This window comes from Hyphomonas sp., from assembly GCF_041398465.1.
Taxonomy (GTDB): Bacteria; Pseudomonadota; Alphaproteobacteria; order Caulobacterales; family Hyphomonadaceae; genus Hyphomonas.
This window is the reverse complement of record NZ_JAWKUS010000002.1, coordinates 789381-806839: the sequence shown is the minus strand read 5'-3', so window position 1 is coordinate 806839 and position 17459 is coordinate 789381. Positions and strand designations below refer to the sequence as shown.

The following is a 17459-nucleotide window of genomic DNA, read 5'->3' as shown; positions in this document are numbered from 1 at the left end:
CCCTCACCTCCCACGCCCTTGCGGGCGCGGGTCCCTCCTCTCCCGGAGGGAGAGGGGGGAACCCGGCGCCGCCGCGACTCTGTTGAAATGACGAAAGAAAACCCCTCTCCCGCTCGCGGGAGAGGAGGGGCCCGCCGCCGCAGGCGGTGGGAGGTGAGGGCGAATTCTATCCTGCCGGATTGCTGCACATGCCACTCTCGCCACCATGACAGAACGCACCGCTTTCCTCTCTCAGGCTTTCAACACGCTCGCCCGCGCGATTGCGGAGGCGGGCGTGAATGTCGATCTCTACAAGACGCCTGAAACAATATCGAAATCACTGAACCGGCGGGTGCGGGCAGAGCTGAAACGGCTGGCCCTTCTGCTCCGCCGTCTGATCTTCCTGCTGGAGCTGCAGATGGAGCTGGCACCTCTGAAGCCGCGCATTGGCAGCAACTATTACGCGCCGAAGAATCCCGACGCCGAGTATCGCTACGTCTTCACCATGGTGCCCGCGCCATCGCGGCCTTGTCCACACTTCCTGAAAGGCCCGGTGACGCTGCCCGTGCCCGGACCCGTCCCCGCCGCGCCGCTGATTGCACGCTGGCAGGCCATGCTCGCCACGATGAAGCATCACAAGCGGCGGGCGCGGCGTCTTGCCCGAACGATCCAGCGCTGGCAGGCGGCGGGAGAGGCGAGGCCCCACGTGCCGCCGATCCCGAATGTGCACCGCTTGCTAGCCGCCGTTGCGCTCGTCTCCGGTGGGCTGACGGTCGAGTTGCTTGAGGCGCTGAAACGCTGGCCCGAGCCCGACACGAGCTGAGCCTTCTCAAAAATCAGGAAACTTGCCGGAACGCTGAGGCGTTTCCGGGCAAGCGTGCTGGGCTGTTCGTCAAACGCTGCCGAAACTGACGCAATCGACGTCATCTCCCGGTGCTGCGGCGGGCGCATTGGCCTGCCGGCGGATCAGGCAGTTTGCTTGTTGCAACGGGCGGAGAAGGGAACTGTCCTGGTCCGCAAGTGGCGTGACCGTCCGGACACCGTCATGCAGTCGGGACACGGCGCGATAGTAGGTTTCCCGGAACCCGCCGGGCGCCATCTCCGCCTCCAGCTTCGCGGAAAAGCGGGACGTGGGGCCGGATGTTTTCGCGAGGAGGTCTTTCAGGAAAAGATGTGCACAGACAAAAGCGGAGGCGGGGTTTCCGGGAAGGCCGAGCACACGCTGCGTCCCGCGTCTTGCAAACCAGGTCGGCTTTCCCGGGCGCACGGCAATGCCTGAGAAGAGGATCTCGGCGCCTGCCTCCTGGAAAGCGGCTTTCATATAGTCATAATCGCCCACGGACGCGCCGCCAATGGGCAGGATCAGGTCAGCATCCCCCGCCGCATCGATAAGGGCCCGGATCTGCGCGATGGTGTCGCCCGCGATGCCGGGCGTGATGGGCTCACCGCCCCAGCTGCGGATCAGCGCTGCCAGCGCCGTGGAACTGGAGTCGATGATCTTGCCGGGTTGGAGTTCGCTGGCGGGAGGAAGCAATTCATCTCCACCCGGAAGGATTGCGACTTTCGGCTTTCGCCGGACGGTGACGGTGCCATTGTTCCCGGCGGCAGCGAGGCCAAGGTCTGCAGGGGAGAGAAGCGTTCCGGCGGTGACGAGGATTTCGCCCGCAGAAAAATCCCGTCCGGCCTTGCGGATGTGTTTCGCTTCTGTCTGGGGTGTCGTGACCTCGATCACCTCACCGGTCCGCTCGGCTTCTTCCTGGATCAGGATGTGGTCGGCGCCTTCCGGAAGCGGCGCGCCGGTGAAAATCCGCATCGCTTCGCCAGCTGCCACAGAGCGGTTCGGCAAGGTGCCGGCCGGGATTTCCCCTGTCACCTGCAGGCGGCTGCCAGCTTCCCGGACATCGGACAGGCGGACGGCATATCCGTCCATCGCCGAAACATCTGTCGGCGGTGTCGTGGTTCTGGCGGTGACATCCTGCGCCAGAACCCGGCCGAGCGCATCGCCGACCGGAAGGCTTTCTTCGCCCGCATCCAGAACATGCGGGGCCAGCGCCCGAAGCGCCTCGTCGACACTGATCAGTCCGCTCACTTGTTTTCCTTGTGATAGTCGCCGGATTTTCCGCCGGTCTTGCTCACCAGTTCGATGCCGGAGATCACCATCGCCTTGTCGACGGCTTTCAGCATGTCGTAGAGCGTCAGGCAGGCCACGGAGACAGCGGTCAGCGCCTCCATCTCCACGCCGGTCTTGCCGGTTGTCCGGGCCGTCGCCGTGACTGCAAGCGCATCCGGATCGTGTGATGTGATGCTTACTTCGACATTGGTGAGCGGCAGCGGATGGCAAAGCGGGATCAGGTCGGCAGTCTTCTTCGCGGCCATGATGCCGGCGAGTTCGGCAATCGCGATGGGATCACCCTTCTTCGTGTCCCGGTTCAGCGCCAGCGCGTGGGTTGCAGCGGCCATGCTGATCTTGCCTTGCGCCACGGCTACCCGCTCAGTCACGGGCTTGGCTCCGACATAAACCATCCGTACACGCCCATCCGGGCCGATATGGGTAAGTTCGCTCATGCCTCATGCTCCATGAGGCGCGGCATCAGTTCGACCAGGTTGCAGGGTTTGTGGCGGCTGTCGAGCTGGAAGGAGATGACCTTGTCCCAGCCATCCTTTACCGCGCCGGTTGACCCCGGCAGGCAGAAAATGAAGGTGCCGGAGGCGAGCCCCGCGACCGCACGCGATTGCAGTGTAGACAGCCCGACGCTCTGGAAGCTGACTTGGTGGAAGATTACGGAAAAGCCTTCAATCGTCTTGTCGAATAGCGGTGTCACTGCCTCCGGTGTCACATCCCGGCCAGTCAGCCCGGTGCCGCCGCTGGTGATCACAACATCGGTTTCAGGATCGGCAATCCAGGCTGAAACCTGGGCCCGGATAGCGGCTTTATCGTCCTTCAGAATTTTCCTGTCGGCGAGAATATGACCCGCCTCTTCAAGCCTCTGAACGAGTGTCGCGCCAGACGTGTCGGTGTCGAGCGTTCGCGTGTCGCTGACGACCAGAACGGCGATGCGGACCGGTTTGAACTCGAGACTTTCATTGATGCCATGCATTGGGGGTCAGCTCTCTTCCTGTTGTTTCCATCTGGAGCGGTCGCGATAGTCTTCCGCTCTTGGTTCGATCCAGTGCGATCCGGACGCAGTCACTTCCTTTTTCCAGAAGACCGCGTCGGTCTTGAGGTAATCCATCAGGAAGTCCGCCGCTTCAAATGCAGCCCGCCGATGCGGAGCGGCTGTGGCCACGAACACAATCGGATCTCCCGGTGTCATGTCGCCAATCCGATGGATGACCTGAACCGCGCCAAGCGACCATCTTATTGCCGCCGCGTCGACCGCATGCCGGATTCCGTTTTCTGTCATTGGAGCGTAAGCCTGCAGGTGCAGCGTCACGACTTCTCCTTCAGCGGATTGCGGCCGGACCAGGCCGGAAAATGTAACGATTGCGCCAGCGCCGGCAGCGTGCCTCTCAAATTCTGTGACGGCATCGGAAATTGTGAACGGCTGGTCGGTTACGCGGATCATCATCCCCCTCCGACCGGCGGCAGGAATGCGATTTCATCTGCATTTGAAATCGGAAAGGGGTCGGAGACAATTTCGCTGTTCACCGCGACGCGGACACTGTTGTGCATGAGCGCGCCATCGAAACCTCGTGTTTCGTCGAGCCATTTCCTGAGTGTTGCCGTGTCCGAAATTTCGCTCGGCAGAGGGGCTTGCTCCGAAAGCTCGCCGAAGAGGCTCGACAGCTTCCCAAAATAAAGAATTGTTGCCATCGCTAGCCTCCCGTCACTGACATATGGCGCCTGAGCGACGGAGCTTCACCTGGCGAGCGGATCGCAAAATCATGGCGCTCAGGCTTGGCGAAGAGGGCGGCGTCCAATGCTTCGTCGAGCGCTTTTTCGGGATCTGTGGACTCTCTCAGCGGCGTGCGCAGATCAATATGACTATTTTGCCCAAGGCACATATATATCCGGCCGGTACAGGTCACCCGGACCCGGTTGCATCCGGTGCAGAAATTGTTTGTCAGCGGCGTGATGAAGCCGACCCGCCCGCCCGTTTCCCGGATGCGGAAGTAGCGAGAAGGCCCGGCCAGCGGGTCAGTTTTTTCTTCCGGGTCGAGTGTCCAGTGCGTTTCGAGTTTTTGCTGAACGAGGTCCAGCGGAATGTACTGGTCAAACCGGTCCTCTCCGGTCTCACCGAGCGGCATGACTTCAATCAGGGATATGTCGTGTCCCTGTTCGTGGCACCATGAGATGATATCGGACAGTTCATCGGCATTCTGATGTTTCAAGGCTACTGTGTTTATTTTGACCTTCTGTCCTGCGGCTTTTGCCGCGTGAATGCCATCAAGAACCTGAGCAAGCTGATCTCGCCGGGCGATCTCCTCGAACCGGTTCCGGTCCAGCGTATCGAGCGAAACATTTACTCTGCGAACGCCAGCTCTGGCGAGGTCATCTGCATGTTGTGCGAGCTGTGTAGCATTCGTGGTGAGGGTCAATTCCTCAAGGCCCTGGCCAAGTGCTGCACCGAGATTTCCAAACAGTGTCAGGATATCCTTTCTGACCAGGGGTTCGCCGCCTGTGATACGGATTTTCCTGACACCCCGGCGTATGAACGCTTTCGCCACGAACTCCAGTTCTTCGAGGGTCAGCAAATCTTTCCGCGGAAGGAATGTCATCGCCTCTGCCATGCAATAGGTGCAGCGAAGATCGCAGCGATCCGTGACTGAAAGCCTGAGATAGGTGACTTGCCGGCCGAAGGTGTCGCGAAGAGGTGTGGGTGAAGGAGAGGTCATGGCGTTATGCTGTTCTCCAGACTTTGTAGAGCAGCCGTACGGCAACGACGAGGATCAGAATAGCCGTTCCGCGGCGCAGATGGGCGGGCTGCATTTTCAGGACACCAAACCGGTTGCCGATCCACCCGCCAACCAGGACGGCTGGCAAAAGGGGAAGATAGGGCGTCGCGAGTTGAAGCGTGCCGACATTGTTCAGTTTGGTCGCTTGCCCTGCAAGTCCGGAAACGGAGTTCAGAAGAATGAACAGGCTGCAGGCCGCCGCGATGGCTTTTTCGTGGCTCCACCGGAGCCAGTAGAGCACGGGCGCGAGGAAGATACCTCCACCAATGCCCACCAGACCGGCCAGGAATCCGGTCCCCGCACCGACAGGCAGCAGGAACAGACTGCGGGATGGAGGAATATCTTCATCAGATTGCCGCCAGCGATTTTGGAACATCATGGAAAGCCCGGTCAGCAAAAGCGTAACTCCGAGCAATGCCGAGAAGACAAATTCGCTCACATGTATGCGTCCGCCGAGCCAGGCGAGTGGTATGGACAAGGACAATGCTGGCAACAGCGCACGCCAGTTCAAATTGCCCGTCATGCCATAGCGGATTACATTTCCCGAAACGACGAGGATGTTGCAGGCGAGCGCTATGAGGGGCACGACCCGGAAATCTGCGCCCGACAAGATCAGAACGGCGTTGTATGTCGACCCACCGCCGAAGCCTACGCTGGCATAGAGCGCTGCTGTGATAAAGAAGACGACAGGAAGCACGTAGATCAAACCCCGGCTCCTAAGCTGGCAGTGCGCCGGTCGCCCGGGCAAGGTCTTCGACGGTGTCGATATCCGGCGCGTTGCTGTCCGGTAGCTGGCAGGTTTGTGTGTGGCTCAAGGCACGGAACACTTGCTTGGCACCAACGTCCCCTGAAATGCTCTTCAATTGATCGAACGTCGCTTTCGAGAAAATGGCGGGCGGACAAAGCGCGTTCCGGTTTACCGACATTGACGCTGTTGTTTCAGACGTCATGGCTTCACGAAGTGCGTGAAGGTGCGCGTCGGAAACGAAGGGCATGTCGGCCAGCAGGATCAGGACCTGCTCGACCGCCGGCATTCCGGCGACGACGTCCATGCCGGCTCTCAGGGACGTAGACTGTCCGCTGGTGGTGTCGCTGTTTTCAACGATCTGCCACCCTGCGGCCTTCAGGATTCTCTGCCTGTCCGCCTGACCCGGTCCCGTCACAGCTATCCGGGCCGCGACCGGTTGGTCTGCAAGCATTGCGGCGGCGTGACCGAGGACAGGTTTCCCGGCGAGGTCTGCGAGCAGTTTGTCACCATCCTGGAAACGTTCCGATTGCCCCGCGGCCAGGAGAATAATGGCTGTGTTCGCAAATGGATTGATTGTCGTGTCCTTGTAAGCGCTGACGATCTCCGCCAACGCGGAAATCGCGAGCATCGAAGCATCCCGCATTGAAGGCACCAGACCGATCGGTCCGCGCACGCGGGTAATTTGTGCCGCTTCAACACCCTCCTGCTCGAGGTGCGCCTTGCGGCGGTTTTGCGTCTTCCGGCTGCCGACGGCGCCGATGTAGAAGGCCTGACCGCGCAGCGCCTGTTTCAGCAAAGCTGCTTCCCAATCGGGATCATGGAACATCAGGAGGAAGGCAGTCGAAGTATCGTCTGCCGCGGGTGGCAGGTCCTGGGGCGTTTTGAGAGCTTTCACATCGTCGAAACCATCCAGCGCGGCTTCGTCGATGTCCTCGCCATCGCGCAGCTGGAGCGTGAGGTTATAGCCGCCTGCCCGGACGAGACGGGCGAGCGCCAGCGCATCGGCGCCGCGCCCGGCAATCCTGATACGGAGTTTTGGGCGATAGACAAATGACGACGGGAGTTCGGGCAGCGAAAGTCGAGTCCAGTTTCTTGCGCGCAAACTGTCATGGCACTGCCGCAGGGCATTTTCATCGGCGCTGGGCAGGATCGTGATCTCGATAGCGCCGCCGCAGGGGAGCGGCATGTCGATGAAGGGAGATCCAGCACCATATCTCAGCGTCAGGACCTTGTTGTCTTCGATGGCCTGCTGCGCCTGCAAAACGACATCAGCGTCCACGCAGCCGCCCGAGATGTAGCCGCACCGCCGTCCATCACTTGATACCGCCATCAATGCCCCGGGAGACCGGACGCTCCCGCCTTCCGTGGACGAGACAACCACGAGCGCAACCGGGCCGGTCTGGCGCCACGCCAGCCACTGGGCGAGCACATTCTGAGGGTGTTCTGCGTAGAGGCGTGATGGATTAGGCATTCAGGGCATTATAAATGGCGAATTATAATGCGACAGCCCTATTCACCTGAATTGGGCTTACAAAACTTCGCGAGGAGCGTGTTTGTGTGCGCGAGTGATCGTTTGCAGAGCTCCCGATACATCTCCCTTGTGCTTTCGCCAGCTTCGGTCAGGCGGGAGCCACCCCCGTCAGCGCCGCCTTGCGCTGAAATGACGAGCGGAACACCAAAATCCTTGTTCATTTCCTCGACAAGTTTCTTGGCCCGTGGATACGACATGCCAAGATGCGTGGCCGCCTTGTTGATGGAGCCAAGGTCCGCAATGGCATCCAGCAGCGCGGCTTTGCCGGGACCGAACCGTCCGCCGCCAGGCAGATCGACTCGGATGCTCAGGCGGGGCTTTTGCGGCTTTGTCATCGCCTGATACCCGGAGATTCCATGGCCAGCCCCTCTGCTCGTTTCGCCAGATAGAGTTCAACGGCGGTGTAGGTCTCCGAACCGAATTCCAGCGGCTCAGCGCGGATCCCGGAATCGCAATCGCGCAGACGGCGATGGAGTGATCCAAAAGTCTGCCATTCCATCCGGTAGGCTGGAAACGCGTTGCCGTGCCCCTGGCTGATCGTGTCGCCGCGCAGCTTTTCCCCCCAGTGTTCGTTGTGGCATTGGCTGCAGGCCAGATTGAACTGGCCTTTGCGCAGGAAGAAATACTCTTCGCCAGCAGCGTAGTATTTCTTCGCCGGGCCATCGATTTTCACGGAGACCGGCTCTCCCTGTGCAAGGTGGGAGAGGTAGGCTGTCAGGCCCAGAAGCTCGTCGCTCTCGTATTCCAGTGGCGAGAGATCCTGATAGCGCTCGCGGCAGAGATTGATCCGAGCCTCGATATTCACAAGTTTCCCGGTTAGTTCGTCGATAGCCGGGTAATGCGCAGCGGCTTTGGAGACCGGGCGGCTGTCGTCGCTATGGCAGGAAGAGCAGGTTGGCCCGCCATTCTCCGGGGCCTGATTGAACAAGGCTTGTCCCTTGTCGACCCAGAGGTATCCGGGGTTGGCGAATTCATCGTCCTGCAGGGACTGGGTCTCCGGCTGCAGGAAGTCGTAGCCAGACTGGATATCCTCAGGGGCAATCTGGCTAGGTTGAGCGACGCGGTCATGATCTTCGCTGCATCCCGCGAGGACCAAGGCCAACAAGCAGGCCCGTCTCATGAGACTGTCAGCATCCGTTCTTCGGTCCAGCTCTCTCCATGCTGGTCGGTCCACGAGAATGTCAGGGCGCCGGTATGTGTGGCGCGGGCATGAAAAGTCAGGAACGGATTGGCGGCAATGCCCGGGAAGAATTCAGCCTCGAAGACGATATTGCCGTCATAGGTGCAGCGGAAAGATTTGATGATGTCGCGGGGAATGATGTCGCCTTTGGAATCGCGCCGGTAGCCCGTTTCCATGGGGTGCTGGATCATTGCTTTTAGCTCGATCACCTCGCCTTCAAAGGCTGATTCCGGGGCTGAAATGCGGATCATTGCGCCGATACCTTCCTAACCGATTATGCACGCAGCCAGCGTGACATAGGTGCTGCCCGTGCCGGACCAGAGCGTGCCATCGCTCATCTCCGCGATCACCCGGAGTGTCTGTGTTCCGGCCATGCGGACCCGCGTGGAAACCTCGGCACGTCCGGCATGCGGTCCCAGATGGAACCGCGCGATTGTCGCGATCGGGTTGCGTGGCGAGAGGATGACAATCTGTTTGACGTGGTCAGCATCGGTCATGGGGCTGTCGACGGAGATCCCGATCGAGACGGAATTGCCGTTTTCAGCGATGGGCGGCAAAGTCACGGTCACTCTGCCAGGATTGACCGGCCGGTCGCCGAAAATATCCCGGATTGCCTGATCGGCATCTTCAGGGGTTGCGGATGCCAATGGCGCAAGGATGGACGCGATCGAGACGAGACCGGTGGAGGCAAGAACGGCGCGGCGCGTCCAGCGAACTGTGGAAGGTGAGCGGTTGTCGTCGGGCATCAGTCAGCCTGCATTTCCAAAAACGCGACGATGTCTTCGATCTGTTGTGCGCTGAGCGCTGGGGCGTCCTGATACGCTTTGCCAACCTGACGAAGACCGCCTGTGCGATAGTAGGAGGGCATGACAGTGTCCGGCCAAATGCCTTGAGCGTCAACAAGGCGGTAGCGGATCTGTCCGGCAGTCAGGCGTGCGCCGATGCCGGTGAGTGCCGGGCCGACATTTCCCTGAAATTCAGCATCGAGGCCCGCCATTTGGTGGCACAGGACGCAATGCCCTTCCTCGCGTGAGGTGAAGGTTTCCCGCCCACGTACAGGATTCCCCATTCTGCCTTCGAGGGGGGCAGTGATGGCATCCCCGACGATTGTCACGGGGCTTGCCAGCCGATCGTCCTGCGCCTGCCCGCATGCCGCCAGAAACAGGAAGGAAAGCAGTCCGAACGGAGCGGCGGCCTTCATCCGAATGTCTGTTCGGTGATCGTGCGGAACCAGGTTTTTGCCTGGAGCGCTTCATTCTGGCGGATGATCGGGTATGCATCCAGCGGGCTGAGGCCCCCCGCGCCCTCAACAGAATGCAGAGCGCCGCCACTATTTGTGTAGACGCCTGTGATCGATACGGCGGTCGTATCGGAGAGGTACGAGTAGCAGGTGTTTGTCAGGGTCGTTGGCTGAGGTGAATCTCCGGCAAGAACTCTCGCAATCTGCATCGCACAAAGCTTCGCCTGGAGGTTCGCCGAGAACGCGGACTTCGGCATTGGGGAGGCGATTGTGGCATCGCCGATGACGTGGATGTCCGGCTGGAGAGTGGAGGCGAATGTCAGGGGATCGATCGGGCACCAGCCCGTCATGTCCGCTACGCCGGCATGGTGAGCGATCGCGCCCGCCTGTTGAGGCGGGATCACATTCGCGACGTCAGCCTGAAAATCTTCGAATTCCGTCGAGAGGGTCATGGATGACGGCGAAACGGAAACGACACGGCCAAACTCACTGGCGCCATATCGTTCGATATGATCCGGATAGAGACTGGACCATGCTTCCTCGAAGAGAGGCTGTTTCGAGAACTTGTCCTGAGCATCAAGGATGATCAGTTTCGACGCCGGCTTATGAGTCTTGAGGTATTGTGCAATCAGGCTGGCCCGCTCGTATGGCCCGGGCGGGCAGCGGAACGGTGCGGGCGGCACAGACATCACCACGACACCGCCGTCTTTCATTTTGCTCAATTGTTGCTGCAGCAAGGTGGTCTGCTGACCTGCTTTCCATGCGTGCGGCATGATTTCTGCGGCCGCCTCGTCATAGCCTTCTATCTCATTCCACCTGAAATCGATGCCCGGAGACAGGATCAGTTTATCATAGTCAAAAGTTTGGCCGGAGGAGACCTGCACAGACCGGCCAACAGGGTCCACTTTCATCGCGTGGTCTTGAACAACCCTGATCCCTTGCGACTTCAGTGCCTCGTAGCTGAATCGTTGCGCGGAGAGCTCGCGCAGGCCAGCAACAACGAGATTGCTGAACGGGCAGGCGTAGTACTCCCTATTGGCTTCAATGAGGGTGACGGAGGCGCTCGGAAGTAGCGTTTTCAGGAAACGGGCTGCTGTGGCGCCACCGAAACCGCCCCCGACGATGACCAGTCTCGCTTTGACCTGTGCCGCGGCCTTCAGCGGCAGCGCAGCGAGCAAGCCTGTCCCGGACAAGGCAACGATCAGGTCGCGCCGGTTGAGATACGAATAGGTCATTCCGCGATATCCTCAGCCAGGTAGACGCTGATCGCGTCTATGTCTGCCTCGGAATACCCTCTCATCATGCGGTGCATCACGCTGCCGCCATCCGGGTCGGTGCGGTAGCGAAGCAGGGCGGTTCGCAATTCTGTAGATGTGCGGCCTTCAAGGCTGGCAATTGCCCCGCCCGCCGGGCTGTGACAGCCAGAACATGCAAGTGCAAGCACCGCGGCAGAACCGGTGTCTGCCAGCGGGCTTGTTTCGGCGGCCATTGCGTCTGTCGGCGTTGACCCGCACGCCCCGAGAAGAGACATGAGTAATGCAAGAATTCCCAGTGCGCCAGTTTGCCTGGTCATGAGTTATCTCAATGCCTGGTCCTTCAGTGGAAGCTGGCGGATACGTTTGCCGGTGGCCGCAAAAATTGCGTTGAGGACGGCCGGGGGTGCCACCGCGATGGTTGGCTCGCCGACGCCACCCCAGAAGCCGCCCGATGGCATCACGAGTGTTTCCACTTCCGGCATCTCGGCGATCCGCATTGAATCATAGGTGTTGAAATTCTTCTGCTGGGTCTCGCCATCTTCGAATGTGATCTCCTGATGCAGCATGGCGGAAAGACCGTAAACGAACGATCCAGCAACCTGTGCATCGATCTGTTGCGGATTGACGCCGTAGCCCGGATCTGTTGCGGCCACGATCCTGTGCATCTTCAGTTCGCCGTCATCGCTGACAGTCACTTCCGCACAAGCGGCCGTGTAGCTGCCGAACGAATAGAAACAGCAGAGTCCGCGGGAAAGCCCGTCATCGGCACCCCATCCGGACTTGTCCGCAACCGCCTGCAGTACTGCCGTCATTTTCGGACTGTCCTTCAGATGCGCCAGACGGAACTCCAGTGGATCCCGGCCAGCGGCATGAGCGAGTTCGTCCAGGAAGCATTCGAGATAGATGGCGTTCTGGTTCGCATTCACCCCTCGCCAGAAACCCGGCCGAACAGGCGGGTTCCGCATGGCGTGGTCGACCAGGAGATTTGGGAAGGTGTACTTGATCGACTGGTCTTCGACCCTGGGGTCTACGCCTGACGGAAGCAGTCCCTGGAACACGATCATATCGGCGCCATCCATCAGCGCTTGCGGCATGATGCCAGCGAGGATGGACTGACCGGAAATCCGGATTTTCAGGCCGGTCAGATTGCCGTCCGCATCCAGCGCGCCCTGGCAATAAGCTTTGGTGATCGGGTGATAGAAGCCTTGTTCCATGTCTTCTTCGCGGGACCAGAGCAGCTTGATCGGCGTGCCCGGCATCTGTTTCGCAATCTTTACCGTCTGCGAGATATAGTCTGCTGCCCCTTTGCGGCCGAATCCGCCGCCCAGAAGCTGTTTGTATACGTCGCAATTCTGTATTGGCAGCTCGGCCGCCTCGGCCGCTGCCGCCAGAGCAGCTTCGCCGTTCTGGGTCGGGCACCAGACTTCGCACTTTTCCGGTGTCCAGACTGCGATCGCATTCATCGGCTCCATGCAGGCATGGTTCTGGTGAGGTGCGTTGTACCTTGCTTCAATGACCTGCGCGGCGTTGGCAAAGGCCGTGTCGACATCGCCAGCCTTGTTCCCGACAAAGGTTTCGCTGGCTGTGAGACCTTCGTCGAGATCCGCCTCAAACGCAGCGCTCGAAAAGTCAGAGCCCTCTCCAGTGTCCCATTCGATCGGGAGGGCATCGAGTGCCGTCTTCGCCTGCCACCAGTAGTCTGCAACAACCGCAACGGCTTTATCGTCCACTTGAACGACTGCCTTCACTCCCGGCATTGAGGTGACCGCTTCGGCATCGAAGGATTTGAGCGTGCCGCCACGTTTGGGTGCCGCCTTGATCGCGGCGTTCAGCATACCATCCATTTTCATGTCGGTGGTGTAGAGCTGCTTGCCGGTGACTTTCCCCGTCGTGTCGAGACGCGGCACGGATTGTCCGATAATCTTCCACTCGGACGGATCTTTCAGTGTAACCGTTTCAGGGGCTGGCAGCTCGGCGGCTTCGGCGGCGACTTCGCCGAACCGCAAAGTCTTGCCGCTCGGGCCGTGCGTGATGACACTCTTCGCGGCTGAACATTCATCGACTGGGACGCCCCAGCGGTTTGCCGCGGCCTGAACCAGCATCATGCGGGCTGCTGCGCCGCCTTCCCGGACATAGTCCTGGCTCGACCGGATGCCCTGGCTGCCGCCCGTGAGGAAGTTACCCCAGACGCGGTCACGTGCGAGGTTTTGCCCCGGGGTTGGGTATTCGGTCTTCACATAGTCCCAGTCACACTCAAGTTCTTCGGCGACCATTTGCGCGAGACCGGTCAGTGTGCCCTGGCCCATCTCGGAGCGGGCGATGCGAACCGTGACCACGTCGTCGGTTCCGATGTGAACCCATGCGTTCACTTCAGGCGGGGGCGGCCCCGCGTCGACCGGTGCGTCCTGGCCGCCGGGTGCACAAGCGGAAAGAATGCCGATGGTCAAACCGGTGGCGCCGGTTCCGATGATAAATCCGCGGCGGGAAAGGCCTGTGATAGCAGTCATTTCTGTCGTCCTCCTCAGGCTTTCTTCGTCTTGGCCAGGTGGATGCCCTTCCGGACACGGGTGAAGGTGCCGCACCGGCAAATGTTGGTGATCGATGCGTCGATGTCTTCGTCCGTCGCTTCGGGATTCTCATTGAGCAGGCTTGCGGCCGCCATGATCATGCCAGGCTGACAGTAACCGCACTGGGGAACATCGAGCTCCACCCATGCCTGCTGGACCGGATGGCTACCGTCCTCCGACAGGCCTTCGATGGTTGTGATTTCTTCTTCTCCCGAGAGTGCGCCGACCGGGTAAACGCAGGAGCGGATAGCCTGACCGTCGATATGGATCGTGCAGGCGCCGCACGCGGCAATGCCACAACCATATTTCGTACCCGTAAGTCCCAACTGTTCGCGAATGACCCAGAGCAGGGGCGTTGAATCGTCAACATCAACCGTCATCACCTGCCCATTGACCTTGAGTGTTGCCATTTCAATGCTCCGAGTTTTTGAGATTGTTCCGTTAGGGGAACCCTATTCCAATCAGGATCGTATTGCACGCCCCAGTGGTTCTAAATTTTCCCGCTGGGCCTTTGTCTGCGCCTGGCCCTGATTATCTGAGCGGAATCTGGGCGACCAGCTTCATGAATATTGGGCATCTGGCGCGTTTTGGTCGAGTCGCCTGGAGATGAAAACCGGCTCTGGCTACTTTCCCGGGCGGTTCAAGCTGGCGCGACTCGAAGGGGCGGAATCAGCGCGCGCATTCGCAGGTTGTCACACCCGGTGCTCCATTGCGCTTTCCCGGAATGAGCCCGGGGTTTGTCCGGCCCAGCGTTTGAATGCCCGGGTGAACGCGCTCTGCTCGGAAAACCCGGTCAGAAACGCGACCTGGGCGATGGAGTATCTGGTATCTGTCAGAAACTTTTCGGCGAGCTGCCTGCGCGCCTCATCGACGAGGGACTGAAATGTCTGCCCTTGGTCGGCGAGACGGCGTTGAAGCGTGCGGGCGCTCATGCCGAGCTCCGACGCGATGTCTGAAAGGGTCGGAATACCCTCGCTCAACATATTGGCGATCTGGATTATGACCTGACGATCCAGTGCTTCCTCATGATCTTCTTCGACCAGGGTCTGCTCAATATGGCTCGTCAGGAACCGCCAGATGCTTTCATCGCCGACGGTGTTTTTCCGGTCGAGACGCTCCTCGGGTAAGATGATCGCATCAATTTCAGCGCCGAATGTCACCGGACATCTGAAATAGGCTTCCAGTGCCTCAAGGGATCCTGCTGGTTCGGGGTGGCGAAACTGAACCGCGTGCGGTTTGTTTTCCGCAAACGTCGTTTCCCGGCACATGGCGACATAGGTCCCCAGCGTGCCTTCGGTCGACAGATACATGCCCAGCCGCTTGGGCTCCAACCTTTGGTGAGTCCACATGCTGAAACCGTCTTTTTCAACAAGCCGGAATGTGGCCGTTGTATTGTAAGCGCGGGCATACCGGTCCATCCGCTGAAAGGAACGGCGCAGGGTTGGTGCACATTTCCAGGCGAGACCGACGGCGCCGAAATCCGCACATGTCATCGCCGCAGATGTACGAAGGTGGAAACCGATATTCGGTGCTTCGGCCGCCGCTATGGTTTCAAGCAATGAATAGTACTGAGTATCCCGAACCACAGTATTTGGGTTCGCTGCATCCTCTTCGGTAATACCCACGTCGGCAAACAGCTCGGCTCGATCAAGCGACTCTGGCGCCTGATCGATCATTTTCTTTATGAACATTGCCGCGACGTAGGTCATGTCCCCCAGGCTTCCTGTTGCTGACCTCGTGATCCCCCAATCCGATCACGAGACCTTCCAATAGGTGGTTTTTCGCGGGGCTCAACCCCTCAGGCGTGGTATCGACCCCGCTGTCGAGCTTTCCCATCTATCGCAATTTCGCAAGACAGAAGCTTATGGAAGTGAGGCTTTGTAGCTCGCGATACGCTGTTTGAGCGTAGGCCTGCCTTTGGCGGTTGCGGCGGCGCTCAGGATGTAAGCGTATCCCAAGCCAGCTGAAGGCAGGAGTGCTTCCGTCGAAAGGGCTTCGGTAGCCCAAGAAAGCATGGCGCCTGTTGCGCTATGCGTCAGGCTGCGTTCCAGCCATTCAATGGATTCATCCTTGTCGAGATACCCGTCATCCCGGGCTTGCAATAGTACTGTCCGCCATGCTGCGCGCGTTTCCGCCTGGCGTTCGGGAGGGACGATACTCATGTCACTTTTACCACTGGAATCCAGGAGCGCGCGCCATAGCGGGCGATAGAATTCCGGGTCGTGCGTGTAGTAGCTCACAGCCAGTTCGTGAGCGGCGAAAACCAGATCGATCGGGTTCCGTGCTTTCAGCGACGCAAACCGCTCCTTGAAGTTCTGCCGGTCTTCCAGAACAGCCAGAACGACCGCCTGTTTTGATCCGAAAAGATTGTAGGCTGTCGCAATGCTGACACCCGCGCGACTGGCAATCAGGCGCATCGAGGGATTGGCATCGCCAGTCTCCCGAATGAGGTCACGCACGGCGCGGATAATTCTCTGGCGGCGCTCTTCCTTTGCGCGCTCACGCTGTCCGATGTCTGGGAGGGTGGAAGTACTTGTCATGCTGCGAGCTGTTCATCCTGTTTCAAACGGATGATATCGGCCTGGGGGTCGATTTGAAGGGCCGAGAGCATTTCGGTTCTTTCCGGGCCCGGCGGTGGTGGGTACGCAGCCGCGTTCGCTTTCTTTCCACGGATCCAGAAGTAGAGCACCTTTGCGAGATTGCCGGGTTTGCCCAACCATTTGTCCGGATGTTCCAGCATGTGGAACCCGCGCATTGCTTCGCGCAAAAGCCGGGTGTCTGACCGCAAGGCAATTCGCACACCATCCTCTGCGAAACTCTCGAGCATACGCGAACGGATCGACGGGGTTGTGCCGGGCATCAGGTTGCGTTGAGCCCGGCGTATCGCGGAGCGGTCTTGTTTGCGCTGATTGATATAATAGGGACGCAGGTCGCTCAGGATCCGTTGGTGATAGGCAAGGGCCCGCCTGGTTGGGTCCGCCGATTCGTCCAGAGTCTGACGTAGCAGCTGTGCACTGACCGCGGCGAATGAACATCCCCGCCCGTAAAGCGGATTTGTCCGAACGAGCGTGTCGCCGAGCGGGAAATAGCCGACGGCGGCGGGTTTGCCTTCCACAACCGTATCGCGCCAGCGATTGTTCAAATCGCCCATACCGAAGACCTTGCTCGTTCCCTCTGATCGCTCCTCATTGGTCCACGGCTGCAGACCGGGCAGCATGAGGGTAATGCGGTGGAAAATTTCCGGGTTCAGGATTTTTTTCCTCAACTCCATCTCGACTTCGGGCAGGGCGATCGTGATAGAGAAGTTTCCATTATCCCCCGGAAATACGCCAAACTTCAGATATCCCAGGTCACCCGAAGCAGGCGGGTTTGATTTGCGATCCGGTTCGGAACAGCCGGGCAGGAGGCGGTAGTGGCGGGTGAAGTACAGAATGCCTGCTGTTTCGCTTTCTTCATAAATGTTCGCGCCTTCTTCCATCAGTTGCTCGATGGTGAAGCCACCTTTGCCGGAAGCATCGACAACGAGGTCTGCGGTGATGGAAGTGGGCTTTCCGTCCTGCTCTCCCTCAACGCCGCTGACAGCGAACACTCCGTCAGTTCCTCTTGAAGTGATAAGTCTACGGACAAAGAAGCCGGATTGAACTTCTACATTCGGCAAAGATTCAACGTATCTGCGGATAACCATTTCCAGCGTAGTGCGCCGACTGGTGATGATGGTAAGGTCGCTGTCTTCCGGTTGCGGCTGGTAGGTTTCCTGCTGCTGCTCGGTCAGCATCATTTCGAAGGTGAGTTCCCGCACCCCGTGGGACATCAGGCTATCCAGCAAGGCCGGGTGTTCCTCCTTCAGGATGGTGCGAAGACGCGCAAGGAAGGCGTGGCTCTGCCGAACGTGTCCGACACCAGTTCGCTTCCATGTGCGGAACAGATCATCAGGCTCGTCTGTCCCGATCGGGCCATCCCTTTCCAGAAGCAGGATGTTGCGTCCTGTGGGTTGAAGCATGAGCGCAGTGCAGAGTCCGCCAATGCCGGCGCCGATGATGATTACTTTCTCAGCCATGTGCC

Annotated in this window: 21 protein-coding genes; 1 reads left to right on the top strand and 20 read right to left on the bottom strand. The window is 59.5% G+C overall.

Annotated features, from left to right (window positions below):
• The first annotated feature begins 205 nt into the window (after window positions 1-205).
• Entirely contained in the window at window positions 206-802 is a 597-nt protein-coding gene (locus R3C98_RS10360) for a hypothetical protein (RefSeq protein ID WP_371313988.1), read from the top strand.
• Window positions 803-871: 69 nt separating this feature from the next.
• On the opposite strand, the gene glp is transcribed toward R3C98_RS10360, so the two are convergent.
• The 20 genes from glp to R3C98_RS10260 all read right to left on the bottom strand — a co-directional run bounded on the left by glp (window position 872) and on the right by R3C98_RS10260 (window position 17454).
• Window positions 872-2068: a gephyrin-like molybdotransferase Glp gene (glp, locus tag R3C98_RS10355; protein WP_371313987.1), complete on the bottom strand. Its 1197-nt coding sequence runs from the start codon at window positions 2066-2068 to the stop codon at window positions 872-874.
• On the bottom strand, window positions 2065-2544 hold the full coding sequence (gene moaC, locus R3C98_RS10350) for a cyclic pyranopterin monophosphate synthase MoaC (RefSeq protein ID WP_371313986.1): 480 nt from the start codon (window positions 2542-2544) through the stop codon (window positions 2065-2067). The genes glp and moaC overlap by 4 nt, the downstream gene beginning before the upstream one ends.
• Window positions 2541-3077: a molybdenum cofactor biosynthesis protein B gene (moaB, locus tag R3C98_RS10345; RefSeq protein ID WP_371313985.1), complete on the bottom strand. Its 537-nt coding sequence runs from the start codon at window positions 3075-3077 to the stop codon at window positions 2541-2543. The genes moaC and moaB overlap by 4 nt, the downstream gene beginning before the upstream one ends.
• Window positions 3078-3083: 6 nt before the next feature.
• The gene (locus R3C98_RS10340) at window positions 3084-3545 is read right to left on the bottom strand and encodes a molybdenum cofactor biosynthesis protein MoaE (protein WP_371313984.1); all 462 of its coding nucleotides are present in this window, start codon (window positions 3543-3545) and stop codon (window positions 3084-3086) included.
• A complete protein-coding gene (locus tag R3C98_RS10335) occupies window positions 3545-3793 on the bottom strand; it encodes a MoaD/ThiS family protein (protein ID WP_371313983.1) in 249 nt (82 codons plus the stop codon). Before R3C98_RS10335 ends, R3C98_RS10340 begins: the two co-directional genes overlap by 1 nt.
• Window positions 3794-3795: 2 nt before the next feature.
• Window positions 3796-4815 carry a GTP 3',8-cyclase MoaA gene (moaA, locus tag R3C98_RS10330; protein ID WP_371313982.1) on the bottom strand — a complete coding sequence of 340 codons (1020 nt, stop codon included), beginning with the start codon at window positions 4813-4815 and terminating at the stop codon, window positions 3796-3798.
• A gap of 4 nt (window positions 4816-4819) precedes the next feature.
• Window positions 4820-5572: a sulfite exporter TauE/SafE family protein gene (locus R3C98_RS10325; protein ID WP_371314034.1), complete on the bottom strand. Its 753-nt coding sequence runs from the start codon at window positions 5570-5572 to the stop codon at window positions 4820-4822.
• 19 nt (window positions 5573-5591) lie between these two features.
• The gene (locus tag R3C98_RS10320) at window positions 5592-7094 is read right to left on the bottom strand and encodes an NTP transferase domain-containing protein (RefSeq protein WP_371313981.1); all 1503 of its coding nucleotides are present in this window, start codon (window positions 7092-7094) and stop codon (window positions 5592-5594) included.
• A 38-nt stretch (window positions 7095-7132) separates the two neighbouring features.
• Window positions 7133-7489, bottom strand: a complete 357-nt coding sequence (locus R3C98_RS10315; protein WP_371313980.1) for a winged helix-turn-helix domain-containing protein — start codon at window positions 7487-7489, stop codon at window positions 7133-7135.
• Complete coding sequence (gene soxA / locus R3C98_RS10310) at window positions 7486-8259, bottom strand: sulfur oxidation c-type cytochrome SoxA (protein ID WP_371313979.1); 774 nt, start codon at window positions 8257-8259, stop codon at window positions 7486-7488. The genes R3C98_RS10315 and soxA overlap by 4 nt, the downstream gene beginning before the upstream one ends.
• Window positions 8260-8270: 11 nt before the next feature.
• A complete protein-coding gene (gene soxZ, locus R3C98_RS10305) occupies window positions 8271-8585 on the bottom strand; it encodes a thiosulfate oxidation carrier complex protein SoxZ (RefSeq protein ID WP_371313978.1) in 315 nt (104 codons plus the stop codon).
• Window positions 8586-8600: 15 nt separating this feature from the next.
• Complete coding sequence (locus tag R3C98_RS10300; protein WP_371313977.1) at window positions 8601-9080, bottom strand: thiosulfate oxidation carrier protein SoxY; 480 nt, start codon at window positions 9078-9080, stop codon at window positions 8601-8603.
• Window positions 9080-9535 (bottom strand): sulfur oxidation c-type cytochrome SoxX, encoded by a 456-nt coding sequence (gene soxX, locus R3C98_RS10295; RefSeq protein WP_371313976.1) that lies wholly within the window; start codon window positions 9533-9535, stop codon window positions 9080-9082. The genes R3C98_RS10300 and soxX overlap by 1 nt, the downstream gene beginning before the upstream one ends.
• Window positions 9532-10809, bottom strand: a complete 1278-nt coding sequence (locus R3C98_RS10290) for an FCSD flavin-binding domain-containing protein (protein ID WP_371313975.1) — start codon at window positions 10807-10809, stop codon at window positions 9532-9534. The genes soxX and R3C98_RS10290 overlap by 4 nt, the downstream gene beginning before the upstream one ends.
• Window positions 10806-11147, bottom strand: coding sequence for a cytochrome c (locus R3C98_RS10285; protein ID WP_371313974.1), 342 nt, complete (start codon window positions 11145-11147; stop codon window positions 10806-10808). The genes R3C98_RS10290 and R3C98_RS10285 overlap by 4 nt, the downstream gene beginning before the upstream one ends.
• Before the next feature lie 3 nt (window positions 11148-11150).
• Window positions 11151-13337, bottom strand: a complete 2187-nt coding sequence (locus R3C98_RS10280) for a molybdopterin cofactor-binding domain-containing protein (RefSeq protein ID WP_371313973.1) — start codon at window positions 13335-13337, stop codon at window positions 11151-11153.
• A 14-nt stretch (window positions 13338-13351) separates the two neighbouring features.
• Entirely contained in the window at window positions 13352-13807 is a 456-nt protein-coding gene (locus tag R3C98_RS10275) for a (2Fe-2S)-binding protein (protein ID WP_371313972.1), read from the bottom strand.
• A gap of 282 nt (window positions 13808-14089) precedes the next feature.
• Complete coding sequence (locus R3C98_RS10270; RefSeq protein ID WP_371313971.1) at window positions 14090-15106, bottom strand: AraC family transcriptional regulator; 1017 nt, start codon at window positions 15104-15106, stop codon at window positions 14090-14092.
• A gap of 153 nt (window positions 15107-15259) precedes the next feature.
• Window positions 15260-15937, bottom strand: coding sequence for a TetR/AcrR family transcriptional regulator (locus R3C98_RS10265; protein ID WP_371313970.1), 678 nt, complete (start codon window positions 15935-15937; stop codon window positions 15260-15262).
• Entirely contained in the window at window positions 15934-17454 is a 1521-nt protein-coding gene (locus R3C98_RS10260) for an NAD(P)/FAD-dependent oxidoreductase (protein ID WP_371313969.1), read from the bottom strand. Before R3C98_RS10260 ends, R3C98_RS10265 begins: the two co-directional genes overlap by 4 nt.
• Between the last annotated feature and the right edge of the window lie 5 nt (window positions 17455-17459).